The organism is Polynucleobacter sp. 15G-AUS-farblos (assembly GCF_018882445.1).
Lineage (GTDB): Bacteria > Pseudomonadota > Gammaproteobacteria > Burkholderiales > Burkholderiaceae > Polynucleobacter.
Map to the genome: position 1 here is coordinate 1 of NZ_JACVOM010000004.1, position 21,473 is coordinate 21,473.

General features: G+C 42.8%; 16 protein-coding genes. 7 read left to right on the top strand and 9 right to left on the bottom strand.

The genetic code is table 11. From position 1 onward, the window contains the following. Together ICN41_RS06965 and ICN41_RS06970 are read right to left on the bottom strand one after the other, a co-directional pair. Positions 1-1,975, bottom strand: a 1,975-nt coding sequence (locus tag ICN41_RS06965) for a glycosyltransferase family 39 protein (protein ID WP_216292236.1), incomplete at its 3' end; no start/stop codon positions are given. A 157-nt stretch (positions 1,976-2,132) separates the two neighbouring features. After that, the gene (locus ICN41_RS06970; RefSeq protein WP_216292237.1) at positions 2,133-3,296 is read right to left on the bottom strand and encodes an acyltransferase; all 1,164 of its coding nucleotides are present in this window, start codon (positions 3,294-3,296) and stop codon (positions 2,133-2,135) included. Positions 3,297-3,847: 551 nt separating this feature from the next. On the opposite strand from ICN41_RS06970, the gene ICN41_RS06975 reads away from it, so the two are divergent. After that, on the top strand, positions 3,848-5,764 hold the full coding sequence (locus ICN41_RS06975; protein WP_216292238.1) for a hypothetical protein: 1,917 nt from the start codon (positions 3,848-3,850) through the stop codon (positions 5,762-5,764). Positions 5,765-5,798: 34 nt separating this feature from the next. Next, the gene (locus ICN41_RS06980; protein ID WP_216292239.1) at positions 5,799-7,904 is read left to right on the top strand and encodes a glycosyltransferase family 39 protein; all 2,106 of its coding nucleotides are present in this window, start codon (positions 5,799-5,801) and stop codon (positions 7,902-7,904) included. Positions 7,905-7,918: 14 nt separating this feature from the next. Here ICN41_RS06980 and ICN41_RS06985 read toward each other — a convergent pair whose 3' ends face one another. After that, on the bottom strand, positions 7,919-9,970 hold the full coding sequence (locus tag ICN41_RS06985; protein ID WP_216292240.1) for an acyltransferase family protein: 2,052 nt from the start codon (positions 9,968-9,970) through the stop codon (positions 7,919-7,921). A 192-nt stretch (positions 9,971-10,162) separates the two neighbouring features. Between ICN41_RS06985 and ICN41_RS06990 the strand changes: the two genes are divergently transcribed. Together ICN41_RS06990 and ICN41_RS06995 are read left to right on the top strand one after the other, a co-directional pair. Further along, positions 10,163-11,371, top strand: a complete 1,209-nt coding sequence (locus ICN41_RS06990) for a DUF563 domain-containing protein (protein WP_216292241.1) — start codon at positions 10,163-10,165, stop codon at positions 11,369-11,371. A 7-nt stretch (positions 11,372-11,378) separates the two neighbouring features. Then, complete coding sequence (locus ICN41_RS06995; protein WP_216292242.1) at positions 11,379-12,083, top strand: hypothetical protein; 705 nt, start codon at positions 11,379-11,381, stop codon at positions 12,081-12,083. 30 nt (positions 12,084-12,113) lie between these two features. Here ICN41_RS06995 and ICN41_RS07000 read toward each other — a convergent pair whose 3' ends face one another. The 3 genes from ICN41_RS07000 to ICN41_RS07010 are packed head-to-tail and all read right to left on the bottom strand — an operon-like array spanning position 12,114 to position 16,399. Next, positions 12,114-13,430, bottom strand: coding sequence for a glycosyltransferase (locus ICN41_RS07000; protein WP_216292243.1), 1,317 nt, complete (start codon positions 13,428-13,430; stop codon positions 12,114-12,116). 17 nt (positions 13,431-13,447) lie between these two features. Next, a complete protein-coding gene (locus ICN41_RS07005) occupies positions 13,448-14,371 on the bottom strand; it encodes a glycosyltransferase family 2 protein (protein ID WP_216292244.1) in 924 nt (307 codons plus the stop codon). A gap of 15 nt (positions 14,372-14,386) precedes the next feature. After that, entirely contained in the window at positions 14,387-16,399 is a 2,013-nt protein-coding gene (locus ICN41_RS07010) for an O-antigen ligase (RefSeq protein WP_216292245.1), read from the bottom strand. Positions 16,400-16,765: 366 nt separating this feature from the next. On the opposite strand from ICN41_RS07010, the gene ICN41_RS07015 reads away from it, so the two are divergent. From ICN41_RS07015 to ICN41_RS11380, 3 genes are all read left to right on the top strand, one after another. Further along, positions 16,766-17,632, top strand: a complete 867-nt coding sequence (locus tag ICN41_RS07015; protein ID WP_216292246.1) for an NAD(P)-dependent oxidoreductase — start codon at positions 16,766-16,768, stop codon at positions 17,630-17,632. A 3-nt stretch (positions 17,633-17,635) separates the two neighbouring features. Continuing rightward, entirely contained in the window at positions 17,636-18,769 is a 1,134-nt protein-coding gene (locus ICN41_RS07020; protein WP_216292247.1) for a glycosyltransferase family 1 protein, read from the top strand. Positions 18,770-18,849: 80 nt separating this feature from the next. Beyond that, positions 18,850-18,975, top strand: a complete 126-nt coding sequence (locus ICN41_RS11380) for a hypothetical protein (RefSeq protein ID WP_255537932.1) — start codon at positions 18,850-18,852, stop codon at positions 18,973-18,975. Positions 18,976-19,048: 73 nt separating this feature from the next. On the opposite strand, the gene ICN41_RS07025 is transcribed toward ICN41_RS11380, so the two are convergent. The 3 genes from ICN41_RS07025 to folE all read right to left on the bottom strand — a co-directional run bounded on the left by ICN41_RS07025 (position 19,049) and on the right by folE (position 21,473). Next, on the bottom strand, positions 19,049-19,357 hold the full coding sequence (locus ICN41_RS07025) for a high-potential iron-sulfur protein (RefSeq protein ID WP_068320557.1): 309 nt from the start codon (positions 19,355-19,357) through the stop codon (positions 19,049-19,051). 381 nt (positions 19,358-19,738) lie between these two features. Next, positions 19,739-20,707, bottom strand: a complete 969-nt coding sequence (locus ICN41_RS07030) for a hypothetical protein (protein ID WP_216292248.1) — start codon at positions 20,705-20,707, stop codon at positions 19,739-19,741. Further along, entirely contained in the window at positions 20,694-21,473 is a 780-nt protein-coding gene (gene folE / locus ICN41_RS07035; protein WP_216292249.1) for a GTP cyclohydrolase I, read from the bottom strand. The genes ICN41_RS07030 and folE overlap by 14 nt, the downstream gene beginning before the upstream one ends.

Genomic DNA, 21,473 nt, shown 5'->3' on the forward strand with positions numbered 1-21,473 from the left:
TATTGGGCCCAAATGCTCGTGCCTCAAGAGTCAAGGCAAATTGCTCTGGAAGGGCCTGCATAAATACTAGGCTAACCTCTTTACCAATCGACCAAGTACCCCAAGACTCTGGGGGCAGGTAGAGGCCTTGAATTAATTTCACATTCCTTAGATCCAATATCTTCCCGCTAAAGTCAACCTTAATTACACCTGTGCCACCGCCTAATGTAAAGCCATTGAAATGGATTTGATTTTGAATATCAGCGGACATCAAATGTTTATCCATCAGTAGAACCCAATGTTTCTCCTTTGGAAGCATATTTTTCTCATAAACTGCATCACCGGAAATAACCTGCAATGAAGCGTCAGGTGCATTCAAATAAAATAACACTCTAGATAATTCAATGGGGTTATCTCCAACCACCACTAATTGGGATAGCTCCTCTTTATTCAAAATTTGCTTTATTGCTAATCCAGCCCGATCATATTGATCAGCAACAGTACGCTGAAAAATATTTTGATTAGTAGCAAACGATCCTGCAATAAGCAGAATCGGAGCAATCGCCCATAAAAATAACAGCGCAGATCCTGATTTAAATTTAGGCCACAAGGCTAATGACGCTAGAGCCAATCCAAAGACTATATAAAATAACCAGTCCCACTGAATCACACCTCTTACTTCAGGCGCATCAATTGCCGAAGGCATATAGGGAGCCATAGATTTCCATCCAGCCCATAAAACTAATAGAACCATCAAGCCCCATAGGCATAAACCAATCCAACCTGATTTATTGGTGAAAAAAATTTTCGTATCTGTTGCTATGACTGCTGGTAAAACCATTAAAAGAAGTGGAAAGGAAAAATTGTAATAACGCATATGTATACGCAGGATTTCACCGCCATAACTTAGGCTAATGAATCCCGAATATAAGCTTGAAAATAATAAAAGTGATGCCACAAAAATAAAGGCGAACCACGCATATCTTCTCTGTATACACAAACTTGGATTTTTACGTGCGCCAACGCTAAGAGACTGAAAAATAATGAGCAAGGGAATCCCATATAAAAGAGATAGGCCCAAAATGTGTCCTCGTAAATTTACTAACCAAAAATACATTAAACTCGAAAACCCATTAGCCCACTTCGGAATTAAGGAGATGCTGTCACTCTGACTGGATAAGCTAGCTGTTGAAATACCGCTTAATTGGATTGAATCGCCAAGACCAGCTGTTGCTGCACTCGCAAAATGCATGGTTGTAGCTGAGTAAAGATGCCCTAATAAGCTTAAACCAGTAGCACCAGCAATTAAATACCCAAGTGTCATTTTAATAATCAAGGCCCCAATGCAGATGGCCAGAAAAGAATATGCAAATTTACTCCAGCGAAATAATTCTTGGCCTCTAAATAAAATTATTAAATAAAAGATTGTAGGAATGAGTAGAAACACCCCATGAGGCTTAATAAGCATGCATAAGCCGATTAGTGTCCCAACCCCTAACCATGATGAAATTCGTGAGTCACTATTTAAGCTCAGTGCAAACCATGCAAATGCCCAAAAAGCAAAAAAGTACATTGCTTCTGGCATAAAGTTTGCCGTATATATATTGATCGGTCCAACCAAAGCAAGAATAGTTATATACCTGGCTAATGATTTACTACAAACCCTTTTAGCTGTTTGATAAATGAAAGGGCAGGCAAGAATAAAGAAAAGCGTATTGAGAATGCGTGCGCAGGATAAAAAACCATCTCCGCAAAAATTAGTTAAGCGATAGATTAATAAATAAAGATAATTTGCAATTGGGGACTGCGCTATGGGCATCAGTCGCGCACTCGTGCTATAGGTATATTCATCAGCAAAAATACTTGGATATAGGGCACTATTACGCATCAAAATGAAAGCAGCAGTCCCAAATACCAAAAAGTAAAATATCTTGGAGCTGAGTATCAGGTGCTTTAGAATGCCCATACTGCATCTTTCATTTATGAATAATCCCAATTAATTGTGTAATTATAGAATTACTAAGGCCTGAGATTTTTGATACGCCCTTAGAAGCAAAAAAATGCCAACGCTAATATCAGCACTTATCCTCTTTTTAGTGCATTTAAAAAGAGTTTTGGTTGATATATAGCGGTAAATGAGAAATGGGAATAATCTAAGGGGTAATTAACTTAGGTCGACGTATCCATCTTCTCGATAGTTCACGGCACGGTTTCTCAATCCCGTAATAAGTCAAGCTACTCACAACTAATAGCAGTATAAAAAAGAATCCATATTTAATTAGTCCGTCAACAAAACTACTAGGAAAAGCTAAATTAATACCAGAGGTTTTCTCCAGGATTCTATATAAAGAAGAGTAGCCGTGTAATCTTCTCAGAAATTCTTCGCATAAAAAAATACAGGCTAATTGCGCCATATATAAAGAGTATGAAATCTCGCCCAACCAAAGCAGCGGCCTACTCAATAAAATCTTTTGAAACCAACTTGCGCTTGAAAATTCAATAGCCAATATCAGGCCAGCGGTCAGAAGATAAATAAATGATTCATAGACATGATCACCACTGGGGCACCACTCTAGATAAATTCCAATGGCTATAAATAGAAGTGGGGCAAGCGCACGAGGACATTGCCACTTTTTATAATGGACTCGAATGGTATTGGAAAGTGCGGAAGCGAGGCATCCAATCAAAAAGCCAGCAAGGCAGCGTAATAAATCTCGAAAACCATGTAGTTCGTTAAAAAATAGCAAGCCCCAAGATATCAAAGCTATCAAGCCGAACATTACTAGACTGTGACGCCCTCGCCTGGATTGATCTGAGCATGCACGTTCACCCCAATAAATAATTAAAGCAAACAACAAGTAAGTATAAAACTCGACACTAATAGACCAGGCTGGGTAATTTAAGGTGATGGCATTTCCAGTAGGGCCAATAGCTTGCACCAAAAAAAGATGCTCAAAGAAAGCTGTTTTCATCTCCTGCCAAGGAGTAGCAACTGCGCCTAAAAAAAAGAGTAGGAAAATTAAATGCACTGGGTACAAGCGAGCCCAACGTAAAAACTGAAAACGCCATACGCTTGCCCCAGTTTTTAAGTGCAACCCATACGCTTTGTAAATCAGAAAACCTGAAATAACAAAGAATAGATCTACCATCAAATAGCCCTTTTGAATTATGCCGATATATTCTTTACCAGTATTCCATCCGGGAGCATGAAATAGGACTACCAACAATGCAGCAAGCCCCCTAATACTTTCCAATTCACCAATAAATGGCCGTGGTTCAAAAGTTTCGGCTCTATGAATATCGGTAATCTGTGTCACTCAAGAAAATCCAAAAAATTGAAATGCGATTTATACCCCAGTAAATTAAAGGGCATGACTGGCCTATTTATATTATTACAGATCAAAAATCATTCCGCCCAAATATCATCCATCAAGCCCTTTTAAACACCTTTATGACACTGAAGAACTGGGCAAATCTCTCAAATAGATAGCTAGTTTGCTTATTCACCTAAAATAAAGTTCTTATGTTAGAGACAACCTTGTTTAATACCTCTCGGAGCTTGGCGTTACAAAAGCGGAGACTTTCTGATTGGAAGATTTTTAGTCTTTTTTTTGCAGCTAGTTTTATTGGGGTAAGCCTACGGTCTTTAGGCTGGTTTACGGCTATCTCCGGGGATTTAGTAGACCCACGGTTAAACAGTATTTTTTTAGAGCATGTTTATAGTTGGCTCTTAGGTCGCTGGCCTTCCCTATGGAACGCGCCATTTTTTTACCCTTTTGAAAATGTATTCGCTTTTAGTGACAACCACTTTGGCTCCGTAATTTTTTACGTTCCTTGGCGCCTACTAGGCTTTGGTCGAGAGATGGCCATGGCTCTATGGATTGCCATTGGTTGTGCTCTTAATTTTCTCTCGGCATACTGGGTTCTGCGACGCCTATCTTTTTCAGCGCTAGCATCTGGAGTTGGTGCTTTTTTATTTGCCTCAAGCTTGCCTACTTTAGGCGAGCCTGATCATGCTCAACTCATTTACCGTTTTGCCATCCCTTTATCGTTTTACTATTTTTGGTTAGCGATTGGGAACATAAACCAAACTTCGAGTTCTGATAGTAATGTAAGCAACCTTTATCGGCCAGCCTTATTGGGCTGGTCACTACTATGGGCTACTGAGCAACTTTATTGCTCAATTTATTTAGGCATCTTTTTAGTCTATCTATTGCTTGCTACTGCGATTGCACAGCTTGTCCTATCTCCTAAGGGCTATCTGCGTAATCTTTGGAAAAGCTGGCAAATAACTCAAACTAGATCTAAATTTATAGGAATTGCACTTAGCACTGTATCGATAATTGGAATTGCTACCCTCTTGCTAAAGTACCTTATGGTGGCAAAGGATTATGGCTATAGCTGGAGTACAGATGAAATACTGAGTATGCTGCCACGCTTGACTAGCTATTTGATTGCTGATCGTTCAAGCATCAGTGCCTTTGTTGGGGCGAGCGTGGATAACATTGCATGGCGTGCCCCACATCAACTATTTATTGGCATTGGTCCAGCCATTGCACTCATCTGCGGCCTCATCTTTACGTGGAATAAAACTCAGCTGTCGTTTCTAGATGAGCCTAGTAGGCGTATTAAATATTTAGGTAAGATTGCCAGCTTCACCCTTGTTTTGCTTTTTATCGCAACCATCAGTATTGCGGATCACTCTATCTATTCTTATCTGCTCAAGCTGCCAGGTATTAATGGACTTCGCGTGGTAACTCGCATAATCCTAGTGATGTTGTTACCCATATCGATATTAGCTGCAATCGCAGCACAATATGTACAATTGCAAATCCTCTTACGACCACCGCAAAAATTAATTCAGCGCAATCTGAGCATTGGCGCCGTTACCATCTTAATTTGTGCAGAGTCTTTATTTTGCCAAATCCCCACCACTCCATTTAGCACCTGGCAGCAAAGGATCGACACAGCACGTACATTATTGCCAAACTCTTTGGATCCTGACGCCATTTTATTTAGCACTCAAAAACTCAATGAATGGGATTACATGACAAGCTTAGATGCAATGATCCTAGCTCAAGATCTAGGAGTGCCCACAATCAATGGTTTTTCAGGGCAATCACCTCCCGGCAAAGTCTACCGCGCGCCAGATAGATGTTTTACAGAAATTGATCGCTTACAAGCTTATGCTCAGTATCGCCATCTTGATCCCGAGCAAGTACAAGCACTTGCCAAGCGCATAGTAGTTCTCAATACCGATCAACTGCGCCCACGTCCGAACTTTGGGATGGCCTCCATTGAACCTGGGCAATCGATCGATTTTTCCAATCGCGTTAAGGATGCTGACCGCCCAATAGAATTTATCTGCGGCTGGTCACACCCTGATACTTGGGGTCGCTGGTCCACACGTGCAATTGCTAAGCTAGCCGTTCCCTTGCCCACTGGCATTGCTGATAACGCCAATACTCCATCCGCCAAAACTATTATAGTCAAAGTACGCGCTCTGATTGATACAAAAAATCCCCAGCAAAGGGTTGATATTTGGGTTGATGGCTTTTACCAAAAGAGTGTAGTTTTGAAAAATGGGGGTGAGCAACTTAACACCATTGATGTAACCATTCCACCGCATACGGATAAATATGCTCTACTTGAATTTAGACTACCGGATCGGATAAGCACCAAAATCCTCGGCCCTCAATTTAAACAAGTTTTAGGCGGCACACTGAATACCGCATCAGATGAACGCGAGCCCGCAATAGGCATTGTGTCCATTCAATTCCAGTAAGCTAGACATATATCGTTCATAGGCCTCACCCACAATGGATATCCACTCCTTTTTTGATTCTCATAATCGCAAAGCTAGAGCATGGTGTGTTAGCTTATTTTTTCTCTGTTGGTTTGCGCTGGGAATTTCCATATATAAACAATATGGAATCTCTTGGGATGAAAGTATCGAACGAACTACAGGTATCGTATCAGTTAACTATATTGGGGATAAACTTCATCTATCTCCAATAATTAATAATGAAACGCTAAGTAGATTTAAGCACCACCAGCTTGAAACCTATCCAGATCGCGTCTTTGGCCCCCTGTTTGGTATTATCTCCGTTGTACTTGAGCGCGCACTTCATATTGGTGGGGGCTGGAATGAAAAGGAGATTTTTCAATTTCGCCATCTTTTGACTTTCTTGATCGTACTAGGGGGAGGTTTTGCTATCTTTCGCCTATCTGAGAGGCGCTTTAGCGATTGGAGAATTGGTCTACTAACCCTTTCTTTTTTTGTACTTAGCCCGCGCTTCTTTGCAGAGTCCTTTTATAACAATAAAGATTTAGTATTTTTATCTGTATTTGCAATTGCCACCAATTGCATGATTCAATTTATTTTAAAACCTCAGTTTGGGGCAATGATATTTGCAGCATTTACTGCGGCAATCGTTATTGACATTCGCATTACTGGCATCGTTTTACCAGCAGTGACCCTCACGATTCTGATCCTCAGGGCGACCAAAAAGGAAATTTTATGGTCTGCTATCGGCAAGATGGGGGCGCTGTACCTAATAGCCATTGCAATTGCTATTGTGGCAATGTGGCCCTGGCTTTGGTCTTCACCATTGCCTCGATTCCTTGAAGCACTCAAGGCATTTTCTCGATGGACTAGATCGGATTCCTTATTATTTTTTATGGGGCAATTTATTCGATCTACCCAGCTACCATGGGAATATGCGCCTGTATGGATTGCCATTACAACACCCCTACTTTATTTATTCACATTTTTAATCGGGGCACTTGCGACTATTTTTCAATTTCTCAAAAAACCATTCTCCCTTTGGGCCTCTGAAGAGCAATTGCAAGATCTAATTTTTGTGGGGCTGTGTGCTAGCCCAGTTTTAGCAGTGATCTTTTTACACTCTGTTATTTACGATGGCTGGCGACATCTATATTTTATCTACCCCTCCATACTATTATTGGCTACTAAAGGTTGCATCATCATTTGGCGAAAGTTTCGCGCCTATCCCCCGCTGCGCATTAGCTCGACAGTGATTTTAATCGTCTCAGTGTTATTAACTGCCAACTGGATGGTCCATGCTCATCCTTTGCAAAATGTTTATTTTAATGCTCTTGTTGGCAAAAACTGGAAATCTAAGTTTGATGTAGATTATTGGGGGCTGGCAAATCGACAGGCACTTGAATATATTCTTGAGGCAGATCCAAGAAATACCATCACTGTTTTTGCAGGTAGTGATTCAGATTTAAATATCTCTGCAATTATCCTAGATCCTAACGATCGTGTGAGAATTTTGGTTGTTAATCAGCTCAAGCAGGCTGATTACATCATTACAAATTACCGTGCTAATCCAACCAACTATGCCCTTAAAGATCCGCAGTATAAGCTCATCTATGAAATCAAAATAGGGGATGAAATAATTGAATCTGTCTTTAAAAATAATCATCGAGAAATGGGTGCGCCCGTACTTAAACTTAATGAAATTATTGACTTCAAGGACCCCTATAACTGCAGACTTTTTCTAATGGGGATGCAAAAACCAATGCCCGATGTTTCTAGTTGGTCTTCTCAGGAGTCCTGGGGTGTTTGGGCAGAAGGGCGGCGGGCCTCTATTCGCTTTCCAATCTCCACATCCTTGCAGACTGCAAAATCACTTAATTTAACTCTCAATGCCTTAGTAACGCCTGGTTGGCCAACTCAGAGGGTCAATATTTATGTAAATGGGAAATTAAATCAAACGGCAATACTTACAAGCAACTTGAATAATGTTATTCATATACCCTTGACCAGTAGCGATTTGAAAGCTGAAGCTATTACTGTCAATTTTTTACTTCCAGACAGAGTTACTCCAAGCAAACTTGGCATTGCAAATGATGACCGCGAACTATCTGTAGGCATTACCAGCGCAGTGTTTCACTAGGCTAACCAACTAAACTATTTAGTGCTCGGGCTAGCATTACCAAATACCACCTCCTCTAATAAATTGCGCGCTACATACTCAGAAGCTGCGGGGCTAAAATGAACGTAATCAAAGGCGCTAATATCAACGAGCTTATCAGGGCCTACTCTCGTTAAACAACCCTGCTCATTACACATCAACTCAATGAGATCCACATAATGGGTTGCGCCATCTTTTGGCCACTGACTTTTGAGCTCTTGATTGGTTTTGATGTACTTTAGATCAACTTCAGTCCAGGTCCGCTCAGGCGTGTCTTGCCAAAGCTTTCTGAGAATCAATTTAGGCAGAACGGTTTTCCAATGCGGCGCTGGTCCCATAAAGATGACTTTTTTGACACCATCTGCCTTGAGTTTTTCAGCAATGGTCTGCATAGTTTGAATATTTTGACCGCTCTCTTGTGATATCAAGACCACATCCGGCTTGAACTGAGCAATCGCTCCTAGCGTACGCCAATTCGAACGCCGACAAAAATCCGTATACGAATCGGTATTGGCATTGGGATCAGGTAGGCAGGTTGATGTTGCCACTTGTAATATTTGCCAATTTGCTGGCTTGACTTGACTCAGGCCGTAACTGAGCATCTGCGCAGTTGAGTCGCCCCAAATCATCAACAAGGGATCATGCTCGTGCCCGCTGCTGCGATCAGGCTCATAGCACTTTGGCGTAATGGGGTTGAAATCATAGAAGTTACATTCATGGCGATACTTTTTCAAAATATCAGCCTGGGTAAAGTAATTCCAATCAGGAGGGTTGTTCTCAAAATACTTGGCAAAGGCATTAGCCTCACCTGTGCGAATGCCATAGCCCTCAACACCATCTTGCTGGTAAATGGCAAACCCTGTTGCACCTACCAAGCACATGGCAGCGATTAAACCGAGCGCCTTTACTTTAGCCCTGGCACCAAAACGCAAAGGGCTTTCAATCAAGCGATAAGTAAGCCAAGCCAATACAAAAGAAAGGATTACTGCCCCAACCTTGAGTCTCGGAAAATCCCCTTCAACAATTCGGACAAAGGAGAGTAATGGCCAATGCCAAAGGTAGAGTGGATAGCTAATCACACCTATCCACACCATCAAGCGATTCGATAAGAGTGTGCGATTAATCAAGGCATCCTTACCTACCGCAATCAATAAAAATGCTCCTATAACTGGAATGAGAGCCCACCAGCCTGGGAATAACTTAAAGCGATTGAGCACATACATCCCGGCAATGAGAAGGATGATTGCTAATACGGAAATCGGGTTTGCCCACCGTGCTCGCCACCGCTCAAGGCGGTTAGCTTGATGCAAAGCCAGGTTAGCTAATAAAGCCCCAATCAAAAGCTCCCAGAACCGCGTTAGCGGGGAATAAAAAGCAGCCACTTGATTGCTCAATATCAATATCACATTAAGTGCGAATGATAGAACCGTAAGAATGCCAATCACCATCCATAACTTCTTGCCTAAATCTCTAGATAAGTTGCTAGATAAACTCTTGGCAGAATTTTGATCACTTACATCGGTTGATTTTGAATTTCCAACCAAGCGATATAAAACCATCAGAACTATCGGCCAGACGATATAAAACTGCTCTTCAATACCGAGTGACCACAGATGAAGTAATGGCTTGCTGGCTGATTCATTATCAAAGTAACTACTGTCATGCCAAAGCACTAAGTTAGAAACAAAGCCTGCACCTGCAGCGACATGCTTACCTAACTGCGCATACTCATCCGATAGGAAAAAGAACCAACCACCAATTAAGGATGCTACGAGCACAACAATCAGTGCAGGAAAGATTCTACGTATACGGCGAATATAAAAATCGGCGAGGCTAAAAGTGCCTGCCTCAAAGTTTTTAAACAAGATAGATGAAATCAAATATCCGGAAATGACAAAGAAAACATCCACCCCAATAAAGCCACCTGGAAACCATGCCGGAAAGGCATGAAAGGCCACCACCATGAGCACAGCGACCGCCCGCAATCCATCAATATCCGATCGATAGTGCAAAGCATGGTGCGGGGAGTTGGAATTGCTGGTGATCAAAGTGTGGGGGTAAGGGATTTAAGGAGTTATTAAGGCTTACTGAAGTTAGGTTTGGGATGATGGCTTGCTAAATTCCAACTATTTTTACTCATTTTTAGCAAAAGCCGATCTTAAACGCTAAATCGAGTGATTTAAGCCCAAGCGTATAAAATGACCTATCACTTCGGTGCATTCTAATTGCCCAGCACATTCATGATCACCAACACCTTCGAATTTATCAGCGTCAAAGATTGGTGCCAGCTGGCAAATAGCCCCGCCACCCTCTTTTCTAAGCCCAGAAGCTACTTAGCCCTATTTGAGGATGCCAAGGTGTGCCTGAGCCCTGCAAATTGGGGTCCAGGCAAGGAAACCCCTGAAGGTCAGCTTTTTTACGATGTTGCCTCTACTGGTGGCTTTGCCGTCAAAGATTTACTTGCCCCACTCACTATTACTGGCTCAGTAGTGGCTAATTTGGGGCCAAGTATTGTTAAAGATGATGCTCTACTCGTTTTGGTAGATAAGCATCTTGCTCTCACTGAATCCTATGGTGATGAACGTTGGAAGCAATATCAATTAGGTGCTTGGCCAGATGCCCACAATTACCCACGGCAATCTATTGGTTCCAGACTACTCTCACTGTTCAAGACCGGCAAGATTGCAGCGCCACGTATCCAACGGTATACGCTTGAAGAACCTTTAATCGAAATTACAGAGCCTTGTATTTACTTAACCTTGCGCGCCCATGATGGCAATATCTTTCATTGGCTCTTTGAAGTATTACCTAGACTCAGGTGTTTAGATCTTGTTCCTCAATTACGGGATTTACCGTTATTAGTACGAGATCCATTAAATACTTTTCAAGAAACCACTTTACGCTTGATGGGCATCACGAATCGCATTCTGACTACTGGCGGCAAATCAGCAAAAGTAGCGCAACTGTATTTTGCTTCGATTACTTCACCACCCTCCATTCATCCTGAAACGGTGGCCTGGCTGCGTCAAAAGATTTTGGGATCTTTACCTTCATCCAAATCTGTCGACCGAAAGCTCTATATCTCCCGCAAAGATGCCAACGCCCGTCGTGTGAGCAATGAAGATGAAGTGATGAAGGTGTTGGCACCTTTAGGTTTTGAACATATTGTCATGAGTGCTCTCTCTCCGGCAGAGCAGATTGAGACCATGCGCAATGCTAAAACCATCGTGCTAGCGCATGGTGCCGCCGGGGCTCACCTGCTCTTTGCGCCAACAGAATGCAATGTAATTGAATTGCACTCACCTAAATGGCCTAATAGTGTGTATTTCACGATTAGCAAAGCATTGGGCCAACCTTATGGTTTCCTCTTTGGAAGACACCAAAATCGGCAACTCGATTACTCAATTGATGTGAAGCAGTTACTATCCATGCTAAACGCTACTTCATAATAGATAGATGCAGTCAACCAATACCCTCATTCAGTACTACTTGATTCATGGCACCGATGCCATGCGTGCGCCTTTTATGCGTAGTCAATTTGATTTATTTGGGATTCCACAAGATCATGTTCAGTGGGTACTAGCTCCTAATAAAGGCGATCCATTACCAGAGGGGATTTGCTCTAACCCCACACTTACTATTGGTCAAAAGGTAGTGACCTATAAGCATTACTTAATTCTCAAAGACATAGTTGAGAAGCGGCATCCTCTAGCGGTCATCATGGAAGACAATATTTGTTTTTATGACAATGTTCCCAAGAAAATTGCACAGTACTTAAGTGACTTACCAGAGGATTGGGGTTGCGTCTTTGATGGTGACATCTTAGGACTGCATTACACCGAAGGACCTGTGACTAAAGAGAAATCGGTATATCTCAAGTCCAATGAGAAAACACCACAATGCGATGGCGGTAGTCGAGGTGCTAATTTCATTCTCATGAACCAGCGTACCGCAAAATTAATGCTTGATCATTTTCTGCCCTTTGTGCATGTCTCCGATCACCAATACAACCACCTACTCAAAACCTTAGATATCAAATCGTTTTGGGCAGAACCACCCAATGTGCACAAGATCCCACGCCCCTCTTCTTGGAAAGAGGGCGAAACAAAAACAACTTGGCGTGGAGCTGTGAAGCGCTGGTTGCGCTCCTTCTTAAATTAATTTACATCAAAAGAGCTTATTGCCGGCTGACTATCCAGCGTTGGCTTGGTCAGCAATCGCTTGGCGATAGATCGCTTCGTACTGTTTTGCCACCACAGGATAGCTAAAAACATCTACCGCTCTTTTACGGGCAGCAATATTGAGTTGATTGGATTTTGCTAATTCAGAAAAAAGCCACTCAATCCCAATGGCTAAATCTTCTGCTTCAAAAGGTTTAGCTAAATATCCGGATACCTGATGCTCAAGAACATCCATTAAGCCGGTGGCATTAAAAGCCGCTACAGGGGTGCCACAAGCCAAAGCCTCGCTCGCTGTTTGACCAAATGCCTCTTGACGTGAAGGCACCACCATCACGTCAGCTGCGCTGTAGAGTAAACGTAAAGATACATCGTCATGTACATGTCCCATGTAATGCACTGGGAATCCCAAGTCTTCTGGCACTTGCGGTGCGTGCTGACCAAAAATGACCAACTCCAAACCCTGTAAAGGAGAATGAGTGGCTTGGGGTATGGCTTGGACTTTTGCTTGCGCCTTCTTTAGGAAAGTAAGCGCCTCACGAAGTAGATCAAAGCCCTTACGAGGGTCAGCTGCGCCACCAATAGCACCAAACATGAGTAAGGGTGCCTTAGCTGGTAAATGCAATAGCTCACGTGCAGTGGCCTTATCCACTGGCTTCCATACCTCTGTGTTCAGTGGGTTAGGCACTACATGCATTGGCCAACCCTGCATTAATGCACTTTGAGATGCACACTCCGTTAACCAACGACTCGGGGTCACGATATGAATAGGTTGAGAATGCTTCCACGCTTTTTTCTTGCGCTGCCAAGTCCATGCATTGAGATCAAATCCATTCTCGGATTTTGGGCGATTGCTGGAGTTGTATCCCGATCTCCAGCGTGCTGCGCCATCATCAGCAACATAGTGCTCGGCGCCAGAAAACGCCCACATATCGTGCAAAGTCCAAACTAAAGGTTTACGAAGATTGCCAATATCTGCAATAGAAAGCATCTCGCCATTAACCCAATGCAGATGCATGAGATCAACGGGGGCACTATTAAAGTCTTTAGCGCGATTGGTAGGTAAGCAGGCTAAAGAATGTGGCGTAGGGTTGCCATCCTTAACCAGTCGACCTATGATTCCGCCTAGGCCTGAATATAGCTTCGCCTTAAGCTTGCCCAGCGCACTACTGGGACCTTTTACTGTCCAGTCACCAATCACAGCCTGATTGACCACCATCACCGAATCCACTCCCGTTTCTCTCAGGGCAGAGTGGGTTCGATATGCCGCCCTTGGACCACCACCAATAGAGTCTGAGTGACTGAGTAGATAAGTTTTGAGCTTAGGCATGAATATTTTTTCTGGGACTAAGCCGGGTTCAATAATTTTTTCAGCGGCCTTAAAAACCGCTTCATAGTTTTAAATAAAGTAATCCCATGTACTTTCTCAAACACCATGAGATCTGCTGTGGAATTGGGTGCTTGTGACTTTGGATGTATCAGGGGAAATGATAAATCTGCAGGAATGGCCTCTAATAAAAAAGTAGGTTTTTGAGATGAAGTATGCGTTGCTGCTTCACCAAATCCGAGGTTCTCTGTTAAGTTTTGTGCTGGTGTAATGGTGACACTATTGGTACGCCAACAAGTGTAAGCACATTGATAATCCCAAGTATCCCGTTTGCCTGCGTACAACTCATCAAACAAATAGGTCCAATGAGAGACCAAGAGAGGTTGGCCTGGAAACACGGATTTGAGCCAGCCTTCTTGTTTAAGCTTGGGCCACGCTTGCATTCGCACATCGTAGTGCTGCCATGCTCGGCGCCAAGAAGCCCAACCCCAGATTAAGGCATTTTTCGAAAAGAAATAACTCTCATCCAAAGGTATTTTTCCAGGAATGAGATTAGAACCACTCACCATCCATACCGAATCATCGTGGCGATAACGCTCTAAGAGCTCATCACAATAGGGAAAGAAGCTGGGTAATGGCAACACATCATCTTCTAAGATGATGCCTTCAGGCTCATTCTCAAAGAACCAATCAATTCCGCTCGAGACGCCCATCTTGCAACCCAAATTACTGTCGCGAAAAAGGGTTTTGACTTCGCATGGCCAATCTACTGCGGTAGCAATCGCGCGAACCTGCTCACACAATTGCGCTTCGCCACTACGCCCTGCTCGTGGGCCATCAGCCGCCACATATAAACGTGGTGGACGTGCAGCCCGAATCGCCGCGAACACTTGCTTAGTGGTGCTGGGCCGATTAAAAACCAGAAAGAGGACTGGGCTATTCATAAGAGGATTATGCGGTCAGAAAAACTCAGGCGCACGAATTAATACTCCTAACCTGCGACCATCTACGCTGACACCCTGATTGCGGGGCGTGTAGCAAGTCGATAAGGTCAGTACTGCATCAATACTGCCATCAGAAACTTGCCCATTTGGCAAAACCACTTCAATGACATTTTTACCTGCCGCATTCCAGGTCACATTACTGCTAGCCATCACGCTCCAGCGATAACCAATAATTTGCAAATTGGCATCCAAAGGATGAATTGTAATTCCGGGGCGAGTAACTTCCACAGGCAAACGAATGCCATGAGCACCAGCAGGCAATACAAATCCCATCGTCTTGCCTGAGCTCCAGCCGTCTGCAGTCAAAGACTTAGGCACAAAACAGGCGCTTCCATATTGAAATGGAAAAGCAGTAAAAGACCGATACACCTCTACAAATGCCCCAAAGCCAAGTATTCCGCAAAAACAAGTGATCACGATACCTTTGAGCGTGTATGTGGGGCTCGATAGGGAGCTCTCAATGCGACCCTCTTGCAAGTCCTCAGCCTGATAAATGGAATACATGAGACCCAACAAGATCGACAAGAGAATGAGGTTCTCTCGGACTAAAAGGGAATGGGCATAAACATTACCTAGGAGAACAGCAAATAAGGCGATAGCCGCGGGAATCAGTGGCGAACGGCGGCGGGCGAACCAAAGCGGTGCGCTTAAAGCAAATGCGAGAGCTAAGCTACCGACAATTCCAGTCTCTGTCAGCGTCTGTAAAAAATAGTTGTGGGCATTTTCACCACCACGTACGCTAAGCAATGCAGATTGACTAAATGCCGAATTACTCGACATGCGGAAAAAGTCACCCAAGCCTAAACCCATTAGTGGAAAGGAGCCAAACATCCGAATCGCTGCAGAAAAGATTTCTGGTCTATCGCCAAAAATTCCACCAACTGCAGTAATGCTTGCAAATCCGCGCTCTTGTAATTGTGAAAGTAGATGAATCATCCAAAAACTCGATTGATTGCTATAAGCAAATAAAGTAATCAATGCCAACACTGCAAGCAAGCTAAATCCACCGGCTAGCGGATAAAACCATCGACGATGATTTCTCCATAAATAAATGGATGCACCGATAGTGATAGCCAATACGGCAATCAAAAATGAAAAACGAGACTTACTCAGAATCAAGCCTACCCAAGCTATTGCCATAGCAACGACTAGAATCCATCGCTGCATTGAATGCCCGCGATCCTGATAGCCGCCTCTCAGAAAGGCATACCAATAACCCCAGAGACCGACAACCCCAATGAGCATATGGGCTGCAAAGGAATGGATATCCGGCTGAAAGCCTTGCGCAGCATAACCAATGCGATCTTTTCTAAATTCCAAACTGGATTCTAATAAGCCTAGGCCCGTTCTCGCCTGAATGATGCCCATCAGACCGGCAGCAATAATGCCTAACATCAGGGGTAAGAAGATTACTTTATTTTTTTCTTGAGCGCTCTCTATCTGACTCAATTTCACCATGACTGAAATGAATGCAGCCATGGCAAGCGCAAATGCCATCCACTCGGCAAGTGGAAAAAAATCATCATGCCAACCCATGGGTCTAAAGTGCTGAAAATTAAATAACAGCCCCTTCATTGAAATTGGTGCAGCGGATTGCCAGGCATTACGCACAACCGCCAATACAGTAGAAGCTGTGATGACCAATAAACCAAGCGCAACCGGCCAAGGAGGTAAAAATTGAATGGCTGATTGCCAACGATGAGCCTTGGAAAATCTTGTACTGCTAGACCTAGTGCGCAGAATTTGTTGGAATAGCACCCCTAAGAAGAAGCCTGCTGCAAGATCAATTCCGGCGTTCGCTTGCGCTTGAATAGCAAGACTGAATAATGAATTGATCTGTCCATGTAGATTAGGACTGATCGGCACCAGAAATACAAAGCCCATCAGACCCCAAGACCCTGGCAACAGCCCTAAAACAAATGCAAGTACGAAATAAGAAACGGTAATCACAAATTGAGGCTCGGGCATTGTCAACCAATTATTTGCAAATACAGCAAGGGTCGCCACAAGAGATAAAACCAACCCAGATAGGGAAAGAGATAACCTCAAAGAAGCAAGAGTTCTATTGGCTTTAGCAAACACCGAATACACACCAAGCGAGGGTCTTAAATTGGGATGACGGAGTCATGGGTAGTTTTGCGCTCGTGAAAGCCACAATTTATGTTCTAACCCATTATTATAATTGAGGAAAATCATCTGGAAGCCCTCAAAAAGCTGATTCTATAACGGGGCATTTGTTTGAACTGCTGAGAATTCCGCCCATCCAGCCTTCTTTCATTAAACTAGTAGTCAAATTCAACAAAATCACATCTAGACAATCAGAATCCCATTCCCTTGAAAATACTTGTTACCGGCGCAAAGGGCTTCACAGGCCAGCATTTTTCAAAGCTTGCAACTGCAGCAGGCCATGAAGTGGTGCCACTGCAATCCAATCTCAATGAGATTGATGCCTTGGATGCTGAAGTTCTGAGAGTTTCGCCAGATTTTGTGATTCACTTTGCTGGCATCAGTTTTGTAGCCTCCAAAGACAATGAAGCTTTTTATCGCGTTCATGCCCTAGGCACCAGCAATCTCTTAAATGCTCTATTAAAACTAGAAAAATTGCCAAAGAAAATTTTGTTGGCTAGTAGCGCTACGATCTATGGCAATAGCGATAATCCTTTTTCAGTAGAAACACAAACTCCATCCCCCATTGATCACTACGCGATGAGTAAAGTTGCAATGGAGGAAATGGCAAAGACCTATTTTGATAAGTTACCAGTCATCATTGCTCGCCCTTTTAACTATACGGGCCCAGGACAACGAGATAATTTCCTCATACCAAAACTAGTAAAACATTTTGTGCAAAAGTTACCCGCGATTGAATTGGGTAATCTCAATGTTGAGCGTGAATTTAATGATGTAGCAATGATTTGCGATGCCTATTTGGCACTCTTACAGTTTGGTGAGCCAGGCGAAACCTATAATGTTTGCTCCGGTAATGCGAGGTCCCTGCAGGATGTAGTCAGTACATTAACTCGTATCACAAACCACCCCATTGAGATTGTGATCAATCCAGATTTCATCAGATCTAATGAAGTGCACCGTATGTGCGGTGACCCTGCAAAGTTAAATACTTTACTTAAACGCCATCATCTTGAGCTACGCAAAATTGATCTTGAAACCACTCTTGGCAATATGATTGCTAGTTCTGGGCAATAACGGATGAAAACCGCCTTTCCCAAGGTGGCTTTTGGTAGCACCCTTCTTGATCGAGGGCTTCATTCTGGGGGTCTTGATGGTATTGGCCAGTACTGCCAAGAGCTCTTAAATCAATACTCATTAAATCCCACAGAATTTGAAATTCAAGCCTTTTCTTTTGGCACAAATAAAACTTACTGCTCAGCGACTATATTGCCAAGTTATCCAAGTTATCTTGCTAAATCATTTTTAAGCGCCAATCAAGAAACCACTGCAAGACAATTTTTTGCTGATGTGGATGTAATTCATGCTACTGATCAGCTGATTCCTATTCGACACAATAAACCAATGGTCTCAACGGTGATGGATACCATCCCATTGAGTCATCCACAGTTTCTTCGCTCACACTCACGCTATCTCAAGCCCTTTCTGTGGAAAAAATTAACCCAGCAGTCCGATCACATCATTACGATTTCAGAGTTCTCTAAAAAAGAGATTAGTCGCTTGATGCATTTCCCCTTAGAAAAAATAACGTCCATACCCCTTGGAGTAGACAGTCGTTATTTTGAGAAAATTGCCAATGAAGATATTCAAAATACTTTAAATCGATTTTCAATTCATACTCCATTCTTCCTTTTTATAGGCTCTATTCAGCCGCGGAAAAATTTACTGCGCCTTTTAAAGGCGCATGCTTCTTTGCCTCAAAAACTAGCCACTGAATTTCCTTTGGTGATTGCTGGAAAATTAGCCTGGGATGATGGCCAAACTCTGAAAGAAATTCACAAAGGGGTAGATGAGAAACGCTGCATTTGGCTTGACTACATCAGCGACTTTGATAAACGCTGCCTATTACAAGCATCCCAGGGCATGGTGTTTGCAAGCCTATATGAAGGCTTTGGACTACCCATTCTGGAGGCCTTCGCCTCCAATACCCCGGTTATCACCTCTAATTGCACTTCAATGCCTGAGGTCGCTGGTGATGATGCCCTGTTAGTTGACCCGAACAATGTGGAATCTATTAGAGAGGCCTTACTAAGCTTGATTCATAACTCATCATTAGTCACAAGTCTCAAATTCAAAGGACTAAGTCAGGCTAAGAAATTTACCTGGGAACTAGTAGCAAATCGCACCCTGGACGTCTATAGATCGCTTCTTTAGAATGCGCTATATTTCTGTTCTGAGGATCTTTCAACAAGCAAAACTATTATTAATTTCCTCAATTACCTTAGGAGAATAAGATGAAAAAAATCGATCTGCGTAATTCAGTAACAGAATGCGCTCAGTCAGTCAAAAAAGAAAATGCTGGTAAATACTATAACTATGCAATTAAAGACTGCATCAAATCGATTGCAGCACAAAAGTAAATTTTTACTTAGCCAATAAAAAAGCCACCTAAGGGTGGCTTTTTCTTTAATACTGTTTTTCGCTATGGGGCAATTAAGCCTTCTTAGCGTAAGCAGAGCACCAGCCTGGACCAGCAACTTGCTTGCCAGCAAACAGTGAGCAACCACCAGCAGCAGAGCCTGGTTTACCTTGGTACAAAGCGCAGTTATCACACTTTTGACCAGCAGCGTACTTAGGAAATTTCGCTTTATCTACTTTAGAAGCATCAGCCTTGTAACCCAAAGCTGCTGCTTGCGGATCAGTTTCTGCAACCATTGCTTGAGCTTGAACTTTACCGTTCAAGGCTAATGTGCAAGCACCAGCAGCAGACAAAATCATAAATTGGCGACGACTATTTTTCATGTGAACTCCAGAGATCAAGTAAAAGATAAATGCTAGGAATAATTACTAAGATGAATCATAGTAGAGGAATACATTCCTCACTAGGGAAGCTGTAATTACTTGATTTATATAGATATTTTATTGAGAATAATTCTCAAAGAGATTAAAAGTCGTAAGTCATCCAGACTTACTATCTCCACCCTTTTATTTTCATGCAATCAATCCAGCGTTGATAATGTAAGCCAGCACTGGACTCTGGATAGTCTTCCTTGCACTCAGCCAAATCTTTACGAAAATTGTCTCGGTTATCTTTTGCAGGGTCTTGGTTTACAGAAGGGAAACTGGTGCAGGCACTAACAAATAAAAAAATACTGCTGCATATCAAAATCTTCAAGTAGCTTTTCATTTACTTCTACCTGAAGTCACGATATTCATATAGTCCCCGTGATTGCCACAGGCACGATCAAATGCAACATTAGAAAGAGACTGTTTTGAAGCGTCAAGCTCCTGAAACTGAGGTAGCTTACCTAGAGGTGCAAAGCTAAAAGTTTTTGCTTGGCAATTAGCGGTAAAAAGATAGTCTGATTTTTTAGTCAAATTTTTATTCAGAAAATAAGAAGAAATCCTCATAGAGCGAATATCTTTCTTGGCATCAACTCTCCTGATTTCATTATTAATGACATCATAAAAAATAGGTACATTGACTGTCGCATTGTCTGGGGTGATAACTGAATCCCCCTTGGGCTCCAGGGACTTTATCGCGTCTTTTACAGGGGCGCCCATTGAATCAACAAGCTTTGGCGGTATGTACTTCATTGTGCCCTCTTGATATAAAAAGTAATTAATACTTTTATCATCAATAAATTTACGGCCACAGATACGCGTACGAACGTAAGCTAAAGCAGTTGAAGGCTTAATTTTGATCCAGCCATACTCTAAGTTTGGCTTTTGTGGATTTTTATATGTTTCCTGGTTAGGCATCTTATCGGCATAAAAGATTTCTGACCACTGGTGGTTACCAAAGCAGTCAATTTTTTGTCGATATGGGCCAACCATAGTGGCATTGAATTGTTGCAAATTATCTTTGTCGGAGCGCGGCACAAAAAAAGCGTCGTAGCTAACTATTTCATCTTTATCTTGAGTCAAACTATAGGGGTCATAAAACCACGCCCGAGACGATGACTCTGCAAGCAATATCCATGTACGACTTTGATAATCCTCCAAATTCATTGGGGGTATATTAAAAAAAGGATGCTCTACAGGGACTGCAGTAATTTTATTTACCGGAGGAGCTGACGGTAAAAATGTACAAGCCGTAATTAAGATCGATAAGAGTAGGACGACTTTCTTCATTACCTTATTTTCGCTCAATTAAGGCCAGGAACTCACGACGTAAATTAGAATCCTTTAAAAAAGCCCCGCGCATCACGCTATTAATCATTTTTGAGTCACGATCCTTGACGCCGCGCCACTGCATACAGAAGTGATCAGCATCCATGACAACCGCCACCCCAACCGGCTTAATCTTCTTCTCCAGCATATCGGCTAACTCCACTACTGCCTCTTCCTGAATTTGAGGGCGGCACATGACCCACTCAGTTAAGCGGGAATATTTTGAGAGCCCAATGAGTGCAGAGTTCTTGCTTGGCAAAACCCCAATCCAGATACGGCCCATGATGGGGCAAAGATGGTGTGAGCAAGCACTGCGAACGGTAATGGGGCCAATAATCATCAGTTCATTTAAGCGACTGACATTGGGAAACTTGGTTAAGACTGGCTGCTCAACGTAGCGCCCATTAAATACTTCTTGAACATACATCTTGGCAACACGACGACTAGTATCCTGCGTGTTGTGATCGCTCTGCGTATCAATGACCAAGCTTTCCAGAACAGCCTGCATCTTCGCTGCAACCTCTTCTACTAAGCCCTCTAATTCACCTGGCTTAATAAAGGCTGAAATATTGTCATTGGCATGGAAACGGGCCTTTTGTGCCTGAATACGCTTGCGAATGATGACCGATAAAGGAAGTCCCTCTTCTGATTTTTTAACCGCCTTTATGGCAGTCTTGGAAGCAACTTTTTTTGCTGGCACTGTTTTAGTGGCTACAGTTTTAGCAGGTGATTTTTTGATAGGCAT

Coding starts and splice junctions, on each gene's coding strand:
- ICN41_RS07025 (WP_068320557.1), bottom strand. CDS start 19,357: ATGAAAAATAGTCGTCGCCAATTTATGATTTTGTCTGCTGCTGGTGCT.
- ICN41_RS06975 (WP_216292238.1), top strand. CDS start 3,848: ATGGCTCTATGGATTGCCATTGGTTGTGCTCTTAATTTTCTCTCGGCA.
- ICN41_RS06995 (WP_216292242.1), top strand. CDS start 11,379: ATGCAGTCAACCAATACCCTCATTCAGTACTACTTGATTCATGGCACC.
- folE (WP_216292249.1), bottom strand. CDS start 21,473: ATGCCTATCAAAAAATCACCTGCTAAAACTGTAGCCACTAAAACAGTG.
- ICN41_RS07010 (WP_216292245.1), bottom strand. CDS start 16,399: ATGCCCGAGCCTCAATTTGTGATTACCGTTTCTTATTTCGTACTTGCA.
- ICN41_RS07020 (WP_216292247.1), top strand. CDS start 17,636: ATGAAAACCGCCTTTCCCAAGGTGGCTTTTGGTAGCACCCTTCTTGAT.
- ICN41_RS07005 (WP_216292244.1), bottom strand. CDS start 14,371: ATGAATAGCCCAGTCCTCTTTCTGGTTTTTAATCGGCCCAGCACCACT.
- ICN41_RS07000 (WP_216292243.1), bottom strand. CDS start 13,430: ATGCCTAAGCTCAAAACTTATCTACTCAGTCACTCAGACTCTATTGGT.
- ICN41_RS06980 (WP_216292239.1), top strand. CDS start 5,799: ATGGATATCCACTCCTTTTTTGATTCTCATAATCGCAAAGCTAGAGCA.
- ICN41_RS11380 (WP_255537932.1), top strand. CDS start 18,850: ATGAAAAAAATCGATCTGCGTAATTCAGTAACAGAATGCGCTCAGTCA.
- ICN41_RS06990 (WP_216292241.1), top strand. CDS start 10,163: ATGATCACCAACACCTTCGAATTTATCAGCGTCAAAGATTGGTGCCAG.